Origin of the sequence: Sorangium sp. So ce185, assembly GCF_051526825.1 — a bacterium.
GTDB classification, from domain to species: domain Bacteria; phylum Myxococcota_A; class Polyangia; order Polyangiales; family Polyangiaceae; genus Sorangium; species Sorangium cellulosum_D.
In genome coordinates this window covers 5155495-5171408 of the sequence record NZ_CP150316.1, presented here as the reverse complement: position 1 = coordinate 5171408, position 15914 = coordinate 5155495, and the positions used below count along the sequence as shown (strand labels likewise).

The following is a 15914-nucleotide window of genomic DNA, read 5'->3' as shown; positions in this document are numbered from 1 at the left end:
GCGGAAACTTAGTACACCTCGAACGAGAATTCCGCCTCGTCGATGAGGGACGCGGCCAGGGCGCGGAACTGCATGTCGTAGGTGCCGGTCATCGAGAACGGGACGTTGGCCACCTCGTACAGGCCCGGCTCGATCTCCACGGCGTCGTGCACGGATTCGTGCCGCATGCCGAGCATCGTCGAGTAGACGCGGAGCTTGATCCGCTGCACCGGCTTCCTCGAGTCGAGCCAGGTGAGCCTCACGTGGAAGGTGTTGGCGCCGACCGCGAGCGGCCCGGTCGACGCCACCGAGAACTCGATGCGCTCGTTCAGGCCGGAGCCCAGCCGTTTCCCGGGATCCGGCTCCCACCCCTCGGCGCCGCAGCCCTGGAGCGCGAGGAGGGCGAGCGCCGCGACCGCCGCGACCGCCGCGCGGCGTGCCCGCGCCCCGCGGCGCTCCCTGGGTGATCTCGTCGACGATCGATCGCGCGGTTCAATCATGTCTCCCCCACACGTAACGGAGGCCCGCGGACAGGGCGGCGAAGGCGCCCTCGCTGCGGCCGATCCCCGCGATCGGCACGTCCACCTGGAGGTTGCCGACGGCGGTCCAGCGCGCGCTGACGTCGTGGGCCAGCACGGCGAGCAGCGCGGTCCGCTCGTGCGCGCCGCCCTTGCCCGGGCGGCCGGCCTGGCGCGCGTATCCCTCGCGCTCGTACACGCCGCCCACGCTGAGCGAGGTGCCGGAGGCCCACACGGGCCCCGCCGCGGCGAGGAACTGCATGCGCGGCGCGGCTTGCACCTCGCGATCTCTCGCGGCGTAGTAGCTCGTGCGGACGCTGGTCGAGAAGGAGAACAGCGCCTGGAACGAGCCCCACGACTTCTCGAGGAGGATCCCCGGCCGGAATTCGGCCACGCCGAGGCCGGTCGTGTCCGCGCTGGCCGCGCCGAGGCCGATCGCGCCGGCGCCGCCCGTGCCCACGCCGGTCGCGCTGACGCCGACGGGCTCGAGCGCGTCGTTCTGGCCGTGTCCGGTCGGGAGCGTCACGCCGAGCGTGAACGCGGCGGACGGGAGCCACGGGGACATGACGCCGTCGACGAGCGCGACCCGGCCCGAGGCGCTGATGTCCCCGACGCCGCCGCCCGCGGCCGTGTCGCCGGGGCCGGCCCCGGCCCACGTGCGCAGCAGCGGGACGGAGATGCCGAGCTGGAGGCGCTCTCCGGCGCGCACCGTCCACCCGACGTCGGCCCGCAGCTCGCGGTGGTAGACGCCCTCGCCCTGCGTGGTGAAGTCCCGCGCCGGCGACCAGCTCCCGAGCTGCTCCGTGAACCGGAGCGAGAAGCTCGCCGCGGCGCGCTCCGAGGGCGCGAGCCACTGGGCGATCCCGTGCCCGGTCCCGCAGCAGGCCGACGCGCGCGCGGTGCCCGGAGACAACGCGAGCGAGAGGAGGAGCGCGGCGCCGGCGACGGCTCTGGGCAGCACGGCCGCTGCTATAGGCGACGCGGATGGCCGGCGACAATGCGTCATGTTGTCGCGCGGGGGGCGCCGCAGCGCGCTCGGGCCGCCCCTTTCCGGCGCGCCCTCCAGCGCCGCGCGTCTCGCGCTGCCGCGGACGCTCCGCTGTCCCGCGCGGGCGCTCCGCCGTCCGGCGCGGGCGCTCCGCTCCGGCGCGGCAGGATCAGCGGGCGAGCGCCTGCCGGTAGACCTGGACGTAGCGGCGCGCGGGGCGATCCCAGCCGAGGTCGAGGCGCATGATGCGGCGCTGGACCGCGGGCCAGCGGGGCGACGTCAGGGCCGCGAGGGCCCGCTGCACGCCGCCGACGAGCGACGTGGCGGTCGGCTTGTCGAACAGGAACCCCGTGCCGGTCTCCAGGGCGGCGTCGAGGTCGACGATCGTGTCGACGAGGCCACCGGTCCGGCACGCCACCGGGGCGGCGCCGTAGCGCTGCGCGTACAGCTGCACGAGGCCGCACGGCTCGAAGCGCGACGGCACGACCACGAGGTCGGCCGCGGCCATGAGCCGGTGGACGACGGCCTCGCTCACGCCGCCGAGGAACTTCGCGCGCTCGGGCGCCTTGGCGGCGGCGGCGGTGAGCTTCTCCATGAGCTCGGGGTCGCCCTCGCCGGCCACGACGACGCTGACGTCGCCCTTCAGGATCTTCGGCAGGGCGCTCGCGAGCAGGTCGCTGCCCTTCTGCGCGACCACCCTGCCGATGGACACGAGCAGCGGCCGATCCGGCCGGATCTCGAGCCCGATCTCCTGGAGGAGCGCGCTCTTGCAGCGGCCCTTGTTGCTCACGTCCTCGGCGTCGTAGCGCGCGATGATGGCCGGGTCGGTCATCGGGTTCCAGACGGCGTAGTCGATGCCGTTGACGATGCCGGTCAGCTGGTTCGTCCGGGTGCGGAGCACGCCGTCGAGCCGCTCGCCTTGCTTGGGCGTGAGGATCTCGTTCGCGTAGGTGGTGGAGACGGTGGTGAGCGCGTCTGCGGCGAGGATGCCGCCCTTCAGGAAGTTGAGCTGGCCGTAGAACTCGAGCCGGTCCGGCCGGAAGTGGTCCTCGTCGAGGCCGAGGGCCCCGAGCGTGTCCTTGGGGAAGAGGCCCTGGTGGGCGACGTTGTGGAGGGTGAGCACGGTCCGGCCGGGCACGGACTGCTGGTGGCGGAGCAGGTACGCCACCATGGCGGTGGGCCAGTCGTGGGTGTGGACGATGTCGAACGGCGCGCCGGACCTGGCGCGCTGGCGGACGAGCTCGACGACGGCGCGGGAGAACAGGGAGAACCGGCGCGCGTTGTCCTCGTAGTCGCGCCCTTCCTCGCCGTAGATGCCGGGCCGATCGTGGAAGCCTGGCACGTCGAGGACGATGAGCTCCACGCCCGTGCTGAGCCGCCCGTCGAAGAGCGTCACCTGGATCGGCCCGCCTGGCGACACCTTCGGGTCGACCTCGAGCGGCATCGGGGTGAGGCGGCGCGCCATCATCAGCCCGCTCGAATCGAGGGCCTGGTAGCGGGGCAGCGCGATCGTCACCTTGTGGCCGAGCAGCCGGAGCGCCTTCGAGAGCGACGACACGACGTCAGCCAGCCCGCCGACCTTGACGATGGGCGCGATCTCGGAAGCAGCGAAGAGGATGTCCATGCGGGCGCCGTGTGTAGCACGAACCGGGGGGCGCACGGGGCGGCTTCCGCACACCGGGGGCGGCGTTCGGGAGGGGTTCAGGGCTTCCCGAGGCCGTCAGGCGGACGGGCCGAAACCGGCTGCGCCGTGCGCCGGCGGCGTGTACCCGAGCAGCGCTTCCGCGATCACCCGCGCGACCTCCACCAGTCCTTCGTCGCCTACCGCCCTGTGGAGGAGCGGCGCCGTCCACCAGAGCGAACCGTGCTCCCGGAGCAGCTCCTCGAGGCTCCCGACCGGGAGCTCGAGGACGCTCAGCGCGATCGCCTCCTCGATTTCGAGCCAGCGGGCGCAGCGCGCGAGCGCGGCGAGCGTGTCCGTGTCGCCGGCATCCCGCTGGAGCGACACGGCCTCCTGCAGGAGACGGCGCCGGAGCGGCGCTCCCACGCAGGGCGCGAGCGCCGCGCGCGCCTCGATGCCCATGGCATCTTCCAGCCGCGCCAGCCTGGCGACGAGCTCCGCTTCCTCGAAGAAGGCGACGAGGACCGGCGCATGTCGCTTGATGAGCTCGGCCCAGCGCGCGGCATCGAGCCCCGAGGTGGCGCCTCGGACGTGGTCGATGGCGCGAGGGCTCGGGGTCCCCGTCCGGTACGCCGCGAGCCGAGCCTCCATGCGGCGCAGGGGCTCCGAGAACCGCCGGTCGAACGCCGAGAGGCCCTCGTCGCGCAAACCCAGCGTAGCCAGACGCTCGACGAGCGCGACGGCGTCGTCCGCGCCGGCCTCGTCGAGCGAGGCCAGACACTGCGCGGCGTCGACGCACGCGAGCAGGGCCGTGCGCACCTTGCCGTCCAGCATCACCGTCCCCTCTGTCGCCCACGCGCGAGCCTGGTCGATCGCGCCCGCGCGCGCTTCGTCGGGGAGCTGCGGGGCCAGAGCGACGAGCCACTCGCGCGGCGCGCCGCCTCGCGACTGGATCTTGTCGTAGAGCATCTTCGCTCGCTCCGACCCGAGCCCATCCATCGCGCCTGAAGCGGTGCGCGCGAGCTCGTCGGGCCGCAAGGCCGCGGCTTGCGTGAGCGCCTCATCGAACCAGGCGCTCGCCTCGTCCAGCGGCAGGAGCGCGGACGCCAGGACCAGGCTGTCCACCGCGCTCTTGCCATGCCGCATCGAAGCGATGTGCGCTGCGCGTCGCGCCGCGACCTCTCCGCCCGGGAGCTCCGATCGCGCGAGCTCCAGGAGGGCGCCGGGGCGTAGCATCGCGTCAGGCGCGTGCATCACGGCGTGGAGCGCCAGCGCGAGGACCGGCCCGCGAGAGGGCGGCGCCATGACCCGGACGAGCGCAGCCGCGGCCTCGGCCAACCAGGCGTACTCCTTCCCGGCTGCGCCCTCTGCGGAGAGCTCGCCACGAGCGCACGAGCCCTCATGGGCGTCGGCGAGCGTCCACCCTACCCAGTCGGCGAGCGAACCCCGATCGGTCCGCGCTTCCAGCGCCTCTACCGCGGCGGAGAGGCCGCGCTCGATGGTATTGGCGTCGAGATCCGCGAGCCCTGGTCGAGCCGTCATCGCCGCTCGATGGCATCTTCGAGGGCCTTTTCGTCATGCTTACCGGGCATCGTCGTCGTCCTCCTTGTCCCTGGAAGCAGCCGGACCGTCTTTGCGGGAGCAGTACGCCTGCTCGGGGTGCCGCAGGTTCTCGGGGTGGGTCCGCTCGAGGAGCCCCTCGCTGACCATGGGCGAGAGGTGCCGCTCGACGAGCTTCGCGGCATCGGCGAGGCCCAGCACGGCGGCGCGCTCCGACGGCTTCCAGGCGCGGAGCTCGGCTAAGTGGAGGATCGCCTGTGCGGCAAGAGCAGCAGATGGTCAGGCGACGGTAGTGGTCAACTTTGCCCAGAGAGAGTCCACATGAAGGCGGGAAGGCGGGAAGATCATCAAGGTTTCTTCCCGCCTTCCCGCCTTCATGTTCAAATTTGACCACTACTCGGGCGACTCGGCCACGGGAGGCTCAGCCGGCCTCCCGTGATGCATTGAGATAAAAGCAGCCGTTCGAATCAGGGCGTCACGCCACCCCCTCGCCCCCCGCCTCGGCAGAGCCGCCCCCGCCCTCCACCGCCTCCGCCTCTTCGTCGAGCGCCTCCTCCGGCTCCGCGCCCGCCTGCGCCGCGTGCGCCCGCGACAGGAGCCGCGGCGTGATCTGCTCGAAGTCGTCGCCGTGGAAGTAGTACCCGATCTTCCGGACATGCGCGTACCGCTGCACGATCAGCGTCCACAGCCGGTCTCGCGCGTCCTCCGCCGGCAGCTTCTCCCGCTTCTTCGCCTCCGCCCGCGCGCCGGTCGGCGTCAGGTTCTCGAGCAGCCACTCGCTCGTTCGCCCGAGCTTCTCGATCTCCTCCCGCGTGAACGGGTGCAGCCCCTTCAGCGCCTCCGCGCGCGCGGTGAACAGCGCCGCGAGCTCCATCCCGTCCCGGGCCGCGTCGTACTTGCCGGAGCCGGCCCGGATCTGCGCGACCCGCTCCCGGTCCAGCAGCCCCCGCCTGGCGAAGAGCTCCGCCTGGGTGAGCAGCTCCTCGCGCGGCCCGCTGATCTCCGCGAGCGCCTTCTCGATCTCCTTCGGGCTCGCGACCCGGGGCAGCGCCTCGCGCGAGGCGAAGAGCAGCGCACGGGCCATGTCCGGCAGCTCCTGCACTTGCTTCACCGGGATCTTCGGCAGGTGCTCGCGCACGGCCTGCACCTGCTCCTTCGTGCCGAGCACCGCCGCGACGCCGCGCTTCGCGTTCACGAGCACGAGGCGCGGATCCGCGCGACAGACCTGCACCTCCTCGGCGCGGAGCTCCGCGCCGATGGGCTGGTAGTGCTTGTAGAGGGCCTGGTAGCTCAGGACCCGTTCCTCTCCCGCGGCACGCGCCGACGGGGCCTTTTCAGGTCGGTTGGTAGGTTTCGCCATGGTCGCCGAAGCTAACCAGGGTCGCTCATGGCACCAGATTTCCGGCACGAATCGGACACTCGGCGCTCCGCACCCACCTGCCGCAGCTGCCGTACACGCTCGGCACACTCCCGCCGCGGCGGCCGGACACGCTCCGCACCCACCCGCCGCCGCGCCGGCACGCATCGGACCGCCGCCGTACACAAATTTGTAAGCTGAACTGCATCCGGGAGTTCCTCCCGTACACATTTTTGAATGATGGCTTACTTCCAGGTGCAGTTTCGCAGACACTTCTGTATGATTTTTTACTTTAAACTCGACCCGCGCAGACCCTCCTGCGTGTTGCGCTACTCCCAGGTGCCCCTGCGGACGCGCTCCTGCGCAACCGCCCGCTCCGAGACGCAGCCATGACGGCAGCGCTGCGCGCGGGCCGACGCCCGGGTGTCGCCGCAGGGGCGGCGCTGCGTTCTCCGCGCGGAGCATCTTTCCACCCGCGCCGCATCCGCCGCCGGACACGTGCGCGGCGCAGACACGCCGTCCCGGCCTGTGTATCTTTACCTCGTGAGCAGCACACTTATCTTCCCCAGGCTCTCTTGGTCCCTCGCCCTCGTCGCCGCCGGCATCGCCCTGAGCTGTAGCGGCACGAACGAAGGCGATTCCTCATCCCAGGGCTCCGGCGCCTCGAGCGGCATCAGCGGCAGCGGCGGCGGCGCGACCACCAGCGGCAGCTCCACGGGCGGCGGCGAGGAGCCGATCTTCGTCGGCAGCGGCGGCGGCCTGCTCGCCACCAGCGGCAGCGGCGGCGCCGGCGGCAGCTGCCAGCAGCTCGACATCGCCTTCGAGCCGCAGACGCCGACCGTCATGATCGTCGTCGATCGCTCCGGCAGCATGTACGACAGCGGCTTCTGGGACCCGCTGAAGACCGCCGTGCTCAACGTGGTCGAGAGCCTGCAGGCGAAGGTGCGCTTCGGGTTCCTCACGTTCACCGGGATCGCCCCGGATCAGTGCCCGCTGCTCGCCGGGACCGACGCCATCGCCCTCAACAGCCACGCCGACATCGCGGCCGCGTACGAGGTCGCCTCCATGCGGCCGGGCCAGAAGCTCGAGACGCCGACCGGCATGACGTTCAACGAGACGATCATCCCCGATCTCCTCGCGTTCGGAGAGCCCGGCCCCAAGTACATCCTCTTCGTCACCGACGGCGAGCCCGATCGCTGCGATGACGGGCCCTCCGTCTGCGCGCGCGACGACGTCGTAGGCGCGGTGCAGTCGGCGTACGAGCAAGGCATCGGGACGTTCGTCTTCGGCCTCGGCGACGGCGACTTCGCCGAGCACCTCCAGGACCTCGCGAACGCCGGCGCCGGCCAGCCGGTCCGGCGGCCGCAGAACACGACCCAGTCCTGCTTCACCGGCGCCGGCACCTACGCCGACGTGGGCGGCACCGCGATGTACTACACGCCGGACCCCACCAACGCGGACGCCCTGGAAAACGAGCTCAACGCGGCCATCTCCGGCGCCAAGAGCTGCACGTTCGACCTCCAGGGCTCGATCGCGGTCGATCTCGATCACGCGTCGGAGGGCCAGGTGCTCATCGACGGCGTGCCCGTGCCCTACGACGCGCAGAACGGCTGGACCATGGAGAGCCCCACCCAGCTCGTCCTCGTCGGCGACGCCTGCGAGAAGCTCAAGGCCGCGACGCAGGGCATCTCGTTCAACTTCCCCTGCGAGATCATCGACCCGCGGTGAGCGACGCGGCGCCGCGCGCTCGACGCCGCGCGCGCCGGCGGCGCCTTTTCCGCGCACGCGGGCGGCGCTTTTGCTAAAGCCGTACGCCAACCTCGACCCATGACCAGGATCAGCGCGCGGGAGCTCGCCGGGACGAGCGGCCCCTTCGGCCGCGGCACCCAGGTGGTGCGGCCGGAGGAGGTGCCGGAAGGGTCGGTCGTCACCGTGCTCCGCGTGCCGCCCGAGTCGGCGGGCATGCGGCTCGACCGGTTCGTGCAGTCGCAGCTCAAGCGGACGAGCCGCACGCGCGCCGCCGAGATCGTCGCCCGCGGCGCCTACTCGCCCGAGGCGCGGCGCCTGCGCGGCAGCGATCGCGTGCGGCCGGAGCAGTGCATCCTCCTCTGGCGCGCGCCGTGGGACGAGCAGGCGCCCGACACGGCGATCCCGGTGCTCCACGAGGACGACGCGCTGCTCGCGGTGAACAAGCCGCCGAGCCTGCCCGTGCACCCCACGGCGCGCTACCACAAGAGCACCGTCATCAAGATGATGGAGGCCGCGCGCCCCGGAGAGCGGCTGTTCCTGGCGCACCGGCTCGATCGCGAGACGAGCGGCGTGCTCCTCCTCTGCCGCACGCCCGAGGCCGATCGGACGGTGAAGGCGCAGTTCGAGGAGCGCACCGGCGTCCTCAAGCGCTACGTGGCGATCGCCTGGGGCTGGCCCGAGCGCGACGACTTCCGCGTCGAGCTGCCGCTCGAGCTCGACACCGGGAGCCGCTACAAGGTGAAGATGCGCGTCGCGCCGCCGGGCCGCGGCCTCGCGTCGGCCACCGCCTGCGAGGTGCTGGGCCGCCGCGCCGACCCGCTCACCGGCCGGCGCTACTCCATGATCCAGTGCACCCTCGAGACCGGCCGGCAGCACCAGATCCGGGTCCACCTCGCGTCGAGCGGCCTGACGCTCGTGGGCGACAAGCTCTACGGGCCGGACGAGGGGCTGTTCGCGCGCGGCGCCGACGGCGAGCTCACCGACGACGACCGCCGCGCGCTCGAGCTCGACCGCCACGCCCTCCACGCCGCGCTCCTGGAGCTCACGCACCCGGCGACAGGCGAACGCGTGCGCATCGAGGCGCCGCTCTCGGACGATCTGCGCACCTTCTGGGACGCGCTCGACGCTTGATCGGCGCCGATCGGCGCCCGCCGACGAGGGCCGCCTCCCGAGGCGGGCGACGCCCCGCGTGCGAGGTCGGCGCCCTCCGTGCGAGGTCGGCGCCGCCGCGCAGGGCCCGCGCGCGGGGTGCTGGACGACGACGACGATCGCGGCGAGCGAGCGGCCGCGGATCTTGTGCCGTCGCGCCGACTTACGTACGATGGCCCGGATGACGCGTGCGCGAGACGACCTCGAGGCGCTGCGGGATCCAGCGCTTCGGTCCACACCGCTCGAGGCCGAGAGCACCGCCCAGAGCACGACGTCCGGTCCGGTCGAGACCGGTCCGGAAGAGACACGGCAAATCGCTGGAGCGCCCGCTCCGGAGGAGCGCCCGCGCGCGGAGGGCGAGCGCCCCGAGACGGACCGGCCGCAGCAGGCGGGCGCGGAGCAGGCGAGCTCGGAGCAGCCGGGCTCGGAGCGGATGGAGCCGGCCTCGTCCGCCAGCTTCGGGCCGCTCTCCGTCGAGCCGCGCTCCCGGGGCGACGAGAGCCTGGATCGGGAGCGCTACGAGCGGTACGCGATGCCGGCGAGCGACCTCCCCGCGGCGAACGTGCAGGCCTTCCGCGGGGACGCGGGCGGGGTGCTCGCGATCGTCCGGCGCGCCGTGCAGTCCGTGACGCGCGATCCGGCGCGCCACCGGCGCCGGCTGCCGAAGTCTCGCTTCGACGCGATCCGCAGCTTGCCGGAGCTCGCGATGGCGCTCGACTACGCGGTGGCGCGGATGCAGCCCGAGAGCGCGCCGCCGGCCGAGGTGACGGAGCGGCTCGACCAGCTCTACGAGGCGCTGCGCCCGACGCTCGCGGCGGCCGAGGCCTGCTTCCCGCGCGGCATCGTCCCGGAGACCTACGGCATCGTCCGGCGCGCGCTCGTCGCCGGCGATCCCGCGAGCGCGGCGGCCACCATCACCAACCTCATCCTGGACCGGTGGAACCACGTGCAAGGCCGGATCTCCCTCACCCGGGAGGAGGTGACCCGGATCAACGGCACCGCGAAGTGGCTGCTCAGCAACACCCGCGCGCCGGAGCGCCTCGACTCGCGCGACATCCGCGATCGGCTGTGGTCGCTGCTGCGCGAGCGCTACGAGCAGCTCCGCGCGATCGCCCAAGAGGTCTCCGGCGACGACTCGCGCGACTACGCCCCCGAGCGCCTCGCCGCGGACTGAACACCTCTCTCATCCACGCACCACCGTAGGCCCCCGGGGCGGGGCGTCGTCGCGCGCGGTGGCCACGGCCTACATCGCGACAGACACCTTGGTCTGCGATGGAGACGAGTGCACGCCCGCGGGCACGTTGGCGTTCGTGCCGTTGTGCGCGGTCATGCACGTCTGGAAGACGACCGGCTGCCCCTCCACCTTGACCTTCGCCGAGCCCTGCTTGAACTGCACGGGGCCCTTGATCGTGCCGGAGACCACGCCGCCCGCCGCCCCGGCCTCGTCGCCGGCGCTCATCGGGATCACCGTCTGCTTGGTGATCACCGGCTGGTTCAACACCTTCACCTTCTTCGCGCAGGTCCCCGGGTTGGCCTGCACGAGCTGCGCGGTGTTCGGGTAGGGCACCGGCACGGGCGGGGCCGGCGGCGCCGGGGTCTTGCACGTGTCCGGGAAGGCCTCGCACGTCCCTCCCTGCCTCGTCGCGATGGGAAACATCGGCCCTCCTCCGCTCATCCGAGGTGGATGCGCTTGCCGTCGATCTTCACGTCGTCCTCGGCCTCGATCGAGGCGTGACCCCCCTTGACCGAATAGGCCCCGGAGACGCGCGCGCGCACGCGCCCGGCCAGGAGCTCGTCGAGGTCCTCGACGCGGCGGAAGGAGCGCTTGAGCCGCTCGAAGACGTGGGCCGCGAGCGTCTCCATCCGGTCCGCCACCACCTTCACCTGCTCGACCGCCGCCGAGAGCTGGACGCCTCGATAGCTCGCCTCCGCGAAGAGCACCTCGGCCCGCTCGCCGACGAGCTTCAGCGCGCGGGCGCCGAGGCGCGCCTCGGTCTGCCCCAGCGCGAGCGACGGCCGCGCGCCCGCCTCCCCGTCGCCGGCCTCGAGCGTCACCCCGCCCGCGCCGCGGCACCGGATCGCGCCCCCGGCGACGAGGTCGATGTTCCCCTGCGGCGCGGCGAGCGCGAGATCGCCCGCGGGCACGGAGAGCAGGCCGCGGCCGAGATCGGGGCGATACTCGAAGACCAGGCGCCCGCCCGGGTCGCGCACCTCGATGCGCTCGCGCTCGCCGTCGGCGGACACGGCCGCCGAGGCGCCGGACCGCGTGGTGAGCCGCCGCTCCGAGGCAGGGACCGCCTCGTCGCCGAGCACGCCGACGACGTAGCAGCGCTCGAGGTCCTCTCCGGTCACCAGCACAGGATGACCCGCCTCGAGCCGGGGCAGCGGGGACATCGCCACCACCGCGCTCAGCTCGAGGGCGCGGCCCTCGTGCTCGACGCGCACGACGCATCGCCGCTCGCTCGCGACCTCGACCACGGCGGCGCGCCGCACGTAGCTCGCGGTCGCTTCCTTCGGGCTCACGCTGGACAAGGCAGGCTTCGACATCGTCCCTCCGCTTCGGGTGACTACGCGCTGGGCGGCTGCCAGTCCTCGGCAGCGGCCAGCTCCGGATCGGTGCCCCGGGCCTGCTCGCGGTTCGCGAGCGCCCAGAGCGCGCCGGGATCGTCGATCCGGTGCAGGTTGGCGCCCGCCACGTCGGCCTGCGCGAAGTCCGCGTCCGCGAGCCGCGCGTGCGAGAGATCGGCGTAGCCCAGCCGGGCCCTGCAGAAGAGCGCGCGCGGGGCGTCGACGCGCACCAGGATGGCCTCGCGCAGGTCGGCCCCGGTCAGGTTCGCGCCCCCGAGCGCCGCCCCCTCGAGGTACGCCCTGCGGAGGTTCGCCTCGCGCAGGTCGGCCTGCTGCAGCTTGCTCCCGCTGAAGTTCGCGGCCCCGGCGTCGGCGCGGCTCATCGCCGCGCGGTGGAGCGCGGCGCCGCTCGCGTCCGCGCGGGTCAGCGTGGCGCCGTGCAGCCGCGCGCCCGTGAGATCGGCGCCGGAGAGATCGGCGTCGGTGAGATCGGCGCCCGACAGGTCGGCGCCGCGGAGGTCGGCGCCCGCGAGGCGGCAGCGCACGAAGGCGTTGGCCTCGAGCTTGACCTTCGAGAGATCGGCGCCCGAGAGATCGACGCCCGTGAGCCTGGCCCGCCGGAGATCCGCGCCCGCGAGCTTCGCGCCCGCGAGCCTGCTCGTCAGCAGGCGGGCCCCGGCGAGGATCGCGCCCTCGAGGACGGCGCCGCTCGCGTCGCACCCGTCGAGCACCGCGCCCTGGAGGCTCGCGCGCGAGAGCTTCGCGCCGGTGAGCGTGCCGTCGGTGAGCGCCGTCCGGTCGAGGACGGCGTCGGTCAGGTCGGCCCTCGTGAGATCGACGCCCTCCGCCGAGATCCCGCGCAGCTCGGCGCCGGCGAGGATCGCGCCGGTGAGGTCGGCCCCGTCCAGGATCGCGCCGTCGAGCCTGGCGCGCGAGAGCTTCGCCGCCGACAGCGAGGCCTTGGCGAGCCGCGCCCGCCGGAGGTCGGCGCCGCCGAGCTCGCAGCCGCGCAGGTCGGCGCCGGTGAGATCGACGCCCGCGAGCTTCGCGCCCGCGAGGTCGCTCCCCGCGAGCTCGGCCTGGGCGAAGCTGCCGCCGGTGAGATCCATGCCGCGGAGGTCGCAGCGCGCGAGCCGGCCGCCGCCGTGATCGCCCGCGAGCGCGCCCAGCGCGGAGAGCGACGCGCCGTCGAGCCGGAGGCGGTCGACCCGCGCGCCCGCGAGCGGCGGCGCCGCGGGCGTGACCTCGACGAGGGCGGCGCCGTCGAGGTGCGCTCCGCGGAACGACGCGCCGCCGAGGTCGCAGCGCTCGATCCGGACGGCGCGGAGGGTCGCGCGGTCGAGGCGCGCCGCGGAGAGGTCGCAGCCCGAGAGCGCGGCCTCCGCGAGGTGCGCGCCGGAGAGATCCGCGCCGGCGAGCTTGCCGTCGCTGACGGAGGCCCGGTCGAGCCGCGCTCCCTCGAGCGACGCCGCGGTGAGGGTGCAGCGCTCGAGGATCGCGCCGGTGAGATCGGCGCCGGCGAGCCGCGCCCCGGCGAGATCGACCCCCTCGAGCACGGCCCCCTGGAGCCGCGCGCCCGTGAGATCGGCGCCCCCGAGGTCGAGGAGCCGGCGCTGCAAGCCGCGCACGCCCGCGCCGGCGAGCGCGTCGACCTGCTCGCGCGCGAGCCCGGCGGCGTCGAGCGGGACCTCCACGACGGCCTCGCGATCCACCGCCACGTCGAGCGAGCTGAAGACCGCGCCCGCGAGATCGGCGCCCGCGAGCTTCGCGCCGTGGAGGTCGCACGAGATGAACATCGCCCCCGCGAGCCGCGCGCCCGAGAGATCCGCGCCGGCGAGGCGGACGCGGTGGAGCGCCACCTTCTCGAGGGGCGCGCCGCGCAGGTCGGCGCCGGCGAGATCGATCTCCGGCAACACCGGAGGGCCCGGCGCCGGGCTCGCGCGGAGGCGGTCGAGCAGGGCCGCCACGTCCTTGCCGGGGGCGACCGCGCTCATCCCGCGCTCCGCCCGGCGAGCTTCGTCGCCTTCAGGTTCGCGCCGTCGAGCCGCGCCTCGGCGAGGATCGCGTCGAGCAGCTCGCACCCGTACAGGTTCGAGCCGCGGAGGTCGGCGCGGGTCAGGTTGGCCTGCTCGAGCGTGGCCTGGAACAGGTTGACCGCGGTGAGCAGCGCCGCGTCGAGCTTCGCCTTGCTCAGGTTGGCGTTCTTGAGGACGGCGCGGTGCAGGTTCGCGCCCGACAGGTCGGCGCCCGAGAGATCGGCGCGGATCAGGGTCGCGCCGCGCAGATCGGCCTCGCGCAGCGACGCGCCGGTCCAGCTGGAGCCGTCGGCCCTCGCCGCGCGGAGATCGACGCGCCGGAACGACGCGCCGTCGACGGCGCGCGCGCCCGTGAGATCGGCCTCCGCCATGGAGACGCGCTCGCCCGAGGCGCCGTAGAGGGAGGCCTCGCGCAGCGACGCGCCGCCGAGCTGCGCGCCGTCCAGCGCGCAGCCCGTGAGATCGGCCGCGTCGAGCGAGGCGCCGCGCAGGTCGGCGGCGGTGAGCCTCGCGCCGCGGAGGCGGGCCCCTCGGGCGTTCGCCCCGCGCGCCCGGACCTCCGCGAGGTTGGCGCCGCCGAGCTCGGCCTCGCGCAGCGACGCGCGCTCGAGGTTCGCCTGCGCGAGCGTGGCGCCCGTGAGATCGGCCTCGTCGAGCCTGGCGCCCGGGAGCGCCGCGCCGCGGAGGCCGGCCTCCGAGAGGTTGGCCGCGGAGAGGTCCGCGCCCGTGAGGTCGGCGCCGAAGAGCTCGGCCTGGACGGCGACGGCGCGCGCGAGCGAGGCGCGCGTGAGATCGGCCCGCTCGAGGCGGGCGCCCGTCAGATCGGCGCCGTCGAGGCGGGCCTCTCGGAGGCGCGCGCCCGTGAGATCCGCGCGCGTGAAGACGAGCCCGCGCAGGTCGAGCTCCGACAGATCGAGGCCCGCGAGCCTCGCGCCGGCGAAGCTGCGCCCGCCCTTCGCGCGCGCCGCGACCTCCTCGCGCGTGAGCGCCGCCGCGGCGGCGGGCCGGTCCTCGGGCCGCGCCGGCTCGTCGAGCAGCGCGGGATCGTGGCCGTGCTCGACGAGCAGCCGCCGCGTCTGCTCGCGCGAGTCGCGCTCGAGCCGCGCCGCGGCCTCCGGATCGTGCCGCAGCTCTCCGACCACGATCGCGAGGAACGCGTCGGGCGAGGTGACGCCGCGCAGCCGCTCGATCACGTCGCGCGGGACCCCGGATTTCTCGAGCATCGCGCGCGCCTGCGCGAGCCCGGCGATGATGTCGGGGTCGACGTCGCCGGGCTTGCCCGGCTCGCCGTCGGGCACGCCGGACGCGCGCGGCTTCGCGGCGACCTCGGGCACCTCCGGGCGCCGCCACCACGCGGGCTCGCGGTAGCGAGAGGCCGGGAGCGGCGGCTCCGCGAGCGGCTCGGCGACCAGCAGGACCCGGCGGAGCTCGTCGTGAGCGCGCGACGCGATCGGGGTGAGGCCGCGCCAGACGAGGGCGAGCCGGCCCGCGTCCATGTCGATCCAGAGCGTGTCGAGGTGGAGCGGCACCTCGCGGATCTCGGCCCTGCCGCGCGCCGCGGCCTCCACGAAGCAGCGCGCGCGCAGGCCGGGCAGCCGCGATTCGTAGCGCGGGAGCTCGGGGTGCAGGTTCTCGAGCGCGATCGCCTCGTCGCCGCGCAGATAACCCGCGATCTGCTGATCGTGCGGGGCGGCGTTGAAATAGCCCCAGTCGAAGTCCTCGGGGAGGCCGGGCCAGCGCTCGGTCAGCCAGCGATCGTCGTAGGTGCCGACGCCGGCGGTGCGCTGCGCCCACGTCCGCTCGATCGGGCCGAAGCCCGCGGGGTCCGGGGTCTGCCGCGGCGAGTCGATCAGGCTGCCGGGCAGCTCCAGGTTGGGCAGCGGCCAGCGCTCGACGCCGACGGCGGTCTTGACCTTGCCGCGGCCGCGCCCGAGCGGGTTCTTCGCGAAGCCGTCGCCGCCGAAGCTCAGCTCGTACCGGAGCGGCATCGCGCGGAACGGCCGCGGCTCGGTGGCGACCTCGCCGTCCCAGACCCGGTCGCCGATCACCGCGATCCGCTTGCGGAGGCGGCCGACCTCCAGCGCGGCGTACGAGACCGGCTGCGCCTCGCCGCGGGGCGTGCGGCAGGTGCCGACCAGGAGGACGTCGGCGCGCAGCTTGAAGTAGGCGAAATCGGAGGCGTATACGAGGCTCTTCCCGGGGTCGTCGTCGAGGTGGCGATCGCCCTCGAGCAGGAGCCGATCGCCCGGCGCGGCGAGCGCGGCCGGGGCGTTCGGGGCCAGCGTGAAGGTGCCTTTGACGATCACCGTCAGGCTGGTCGCAGGCGGTCGCACCCGGCCCACGAGCCAGCCGAGCTTGAGACCGGTGTCGTTGAGGATCTCCACGCGCG

General features: G+C 74.0%; 13 protein-coding genes. 3 read left to right on the top strand and 10 right to left on the bottom strand.

Features of this window, described 5'->3' with window-relative positions; genetic code table 11:
* Positions 1-8: 8 nt before the first annotated feature.
* The 6 genes from WMF26_RS19010 to WMF26_RS18985 form a co-directional block, all read right to left on the bottom strand.
* Positions 9-479, bottom strand: a complete 471-nt coding sequence (locus WMF26_RS19010; protein ID WP_438001462.1) for a FixH family protein — start codon at positions 477-479, stop codon at positions 9-11.
* Positions 472-1458 carry a hypothetical protein gene (locus tag WMF26_RS19005; protein ID WP_438001461.1) on the bottom strand — a complete coding sequence of 329 codons (987 nt, stop codon included), beginning with the start codon at positions 1456-1458 and terminating at the stop codon, positions 472-474. The genes WMF26_RS19010 and WMF26_RS19005 overlap by 8 nt, the downstream gene beginning before the upstream one ends.
* A 196-nt stretch (positions 1459-1654) precedes the next feature.
* On the bottom strand, positions 1655-3109 hold the full coding sequence (gene glgA, locus WMF26_RS19000; protein WP_061624622.1) for a glycogen synthase GlgA: 1455 nt from the start codon (positions 3107-3109) through the stop codon (positions 1655-1657).
* A gap of 96 nt (positions 3110-3205) precedes the next feature.
* Entirely contained in the window at positions 3206-4648 is a 1443-nt protein-coding gene (locus WMF26_RS18995) for a hypothetical protein (protein WP_438001460.1), read from the bottom strand.
* 39 nt (positions 4649-4687) lie between these two features.
* Positions 4688-4867, bottom strand: coding sequence for a hypothetical protein (locus WMF26_RS18990; RefSeq protein ID WP_438001459.1), 180 nt, complete (start codon positions 4865-4867; stop codon positions 4688-4690).
* A 274-nt stretch (positions 4868-5141) separates the two neighbouring features.
* On the bottom strand, positions 5142-6026 hold the full coding sequence (locus WMF26_RS18985; protein ID WP_438001458.1) for a hypothetical protein: 885 nt from the start codon (positions 6024-6026) through the stop codon (positions 5142-5144).
* Positions 6027-6566: 540 nt separating this feature from the next.
* Between WMF26_RS18985 and WMF26_RS18980 the strand changes: the two genes are divergently transcribed.
* The 3 genes from WMF26_RS18980 to WMF26_RS18970 all read left to right on the top strand — a co-directional run bounded on the left by WMF26_RS18980 (position 6567) and on the right by WMF26_RS18970 (position 10095).
* On the top strand, positions 6567-7751 hold the full coding sequence (locus WMF26_RS18980; RefSeq protein WP_438001457.1) for a vWA domain-containing protein: 1185 nt from the start codon (positions 6567-6569) through the stop codon (positions 7749-7751).
* 99 nt (positions 7752-7850) lie between these two features.
* Complete coding sequence (locus WMF26_RS18975; protein WP_437338400.1) at positions 7851-8903, top strand: RluA family pseudouridine synthase; 1053 nt, start codon at positions 7851-7853, stop codon at positions 8901-8903.
* 199 nt (positions 8904-9102) lie between these two features.
* A complete protein-coding gene (locus WMF26_RS18970) occupies positions 9103-10095 on the top strand; it encodes a hypothetical protein (RefSeq protein ID WP_438001456.1) in 993 nt (330 codons plus the stop codon).
* A 69-nt stretch (positions 10096-10164) separates the two neighbouring features.
* On the opposite strand, the gene WMF26_RS18965 is transcribed toward WMF26_RS18970, so the two are convergent.
* The 4 genes from WMF26_RS18965 to WMF26_RS18950 are packed head-to-tail and all read right to left on the bottom strand — an operon-like array spanning position 10165 to position 15909.
* Positions 10165-10578 carry a PAAR-like domain-containing protein gene (locus WMF26_RS18965; protein ID WP_438001455.1) on the bottom strand — a complete coding sequence of 138 codons (414 nt, stop codon included), beginning with the start codon at positions 10576-10578 and terminating at the stop codon, positions 10165-10167.
* 14 nt (positions 10579-10592) lie between these two features.
* Positions 10593-11468: a DUF3540 domain-containing protein gene (locus tag WMF26_RS18960; RefSeq protein WP_437947524.1), complete on the bottom strand. Its 876-nt coding sequence runs from the start codon at positions 11466-11468 to the stop codon at positions 10593-10595.
* 20 nt (positions 11469-11488) lie between these two features.
* Positions 11489-13483 (bottom strand): pentapeptide repeat-containing protein, encoded by a 1995-nt coding sequence (locus WMF26_RS18955; protein ID WP_438001454.1) that lies wholly within the window; start codon positions 13481-13483, stop codon positions 11489-11491.
* Positions 13480-15909 carry a DUF2169 family type VI secretion system accessory protein gene (locus tag WMF26_RS18950; RefSeq protein WP_438001453.1) on the bottom strand — a complete coding sequence of 810 codons (2430 nt, stop codon included), beginning with the start codon at positions 15907-15909 and terminating at the stop codon, positions 13480-13482. The genes WMF26_RS18955 and WMF26_RS18950 overlap by 4 nt, the downstream gene beginning before the upstream one ends.
* Between the last annotated feature and the right edge of the window lie 5 nt (positions 15910-15914).

Coding starts and splice junctions, on each gene's coding strand:
- WMF26_RS18960 (WP_437947524.1), bottom strand. CDS start 11,468: ATGTCGAAGCCTGCCTTGTCCAGCGTGAGCCCGAAGGAAGCGACCGCG.
- WMF26_RS18995 (WP_438001460.1), bottom strand. CDS start 4,648: ATGACGGCTCGACCAGGGCTCGCGGATCTCGACGCCAATACCATCGAG.
- WMF26_RS18965 (WP_438001455.1), bottom strand. CDS start 10,578: ATGTTTCCCATCGCGACGAGGCAGGGAGGGACGTGCGAGGCCTTCCCG.
- glgA (WP_061624622.1), bottom strand. CDS start 3,109: ATGGACATCCTCTTCGCTGCTTCCGAGATCGCGCCCATCGTCAAGGTC.
- WMF26_RS18985 (WP_438001458.1), bottom strand. CDS start 6,026: ATGGCGAAACCTACCAACCGACCTGAAAAGGCCCCGTCGGCGCGTGCC.
- WMF26_RS18955 (WP_438001454.1), bottom strand. CDS start 13,483: ATGAGCGCGGTCGCCCCCGGCAAGGACGTGGCGGCCCTGCTCGACCGC.
- WMF26_RS19010 (WP_438001462.1), bottom strand. CDS start 479: ATGATTGAACCGCGCGATCGATCGTCGACGAGATCACCCAGGGAGCGC.
- WMF26_RS18970 (WP_438001456.1), top strand. CDS start 9,103: ATGACGCGTGCGCGAGACGACCTCGAGGCGCTGCGGGATCCAGCGCTT.
- WMF26_RS18975 (WP_437338400.1), top strand. CDS start 7,851: ATGACCAGGATCAGCGCGCGGGAGCTCGCCGGGACGAGCGGCCCCTTC.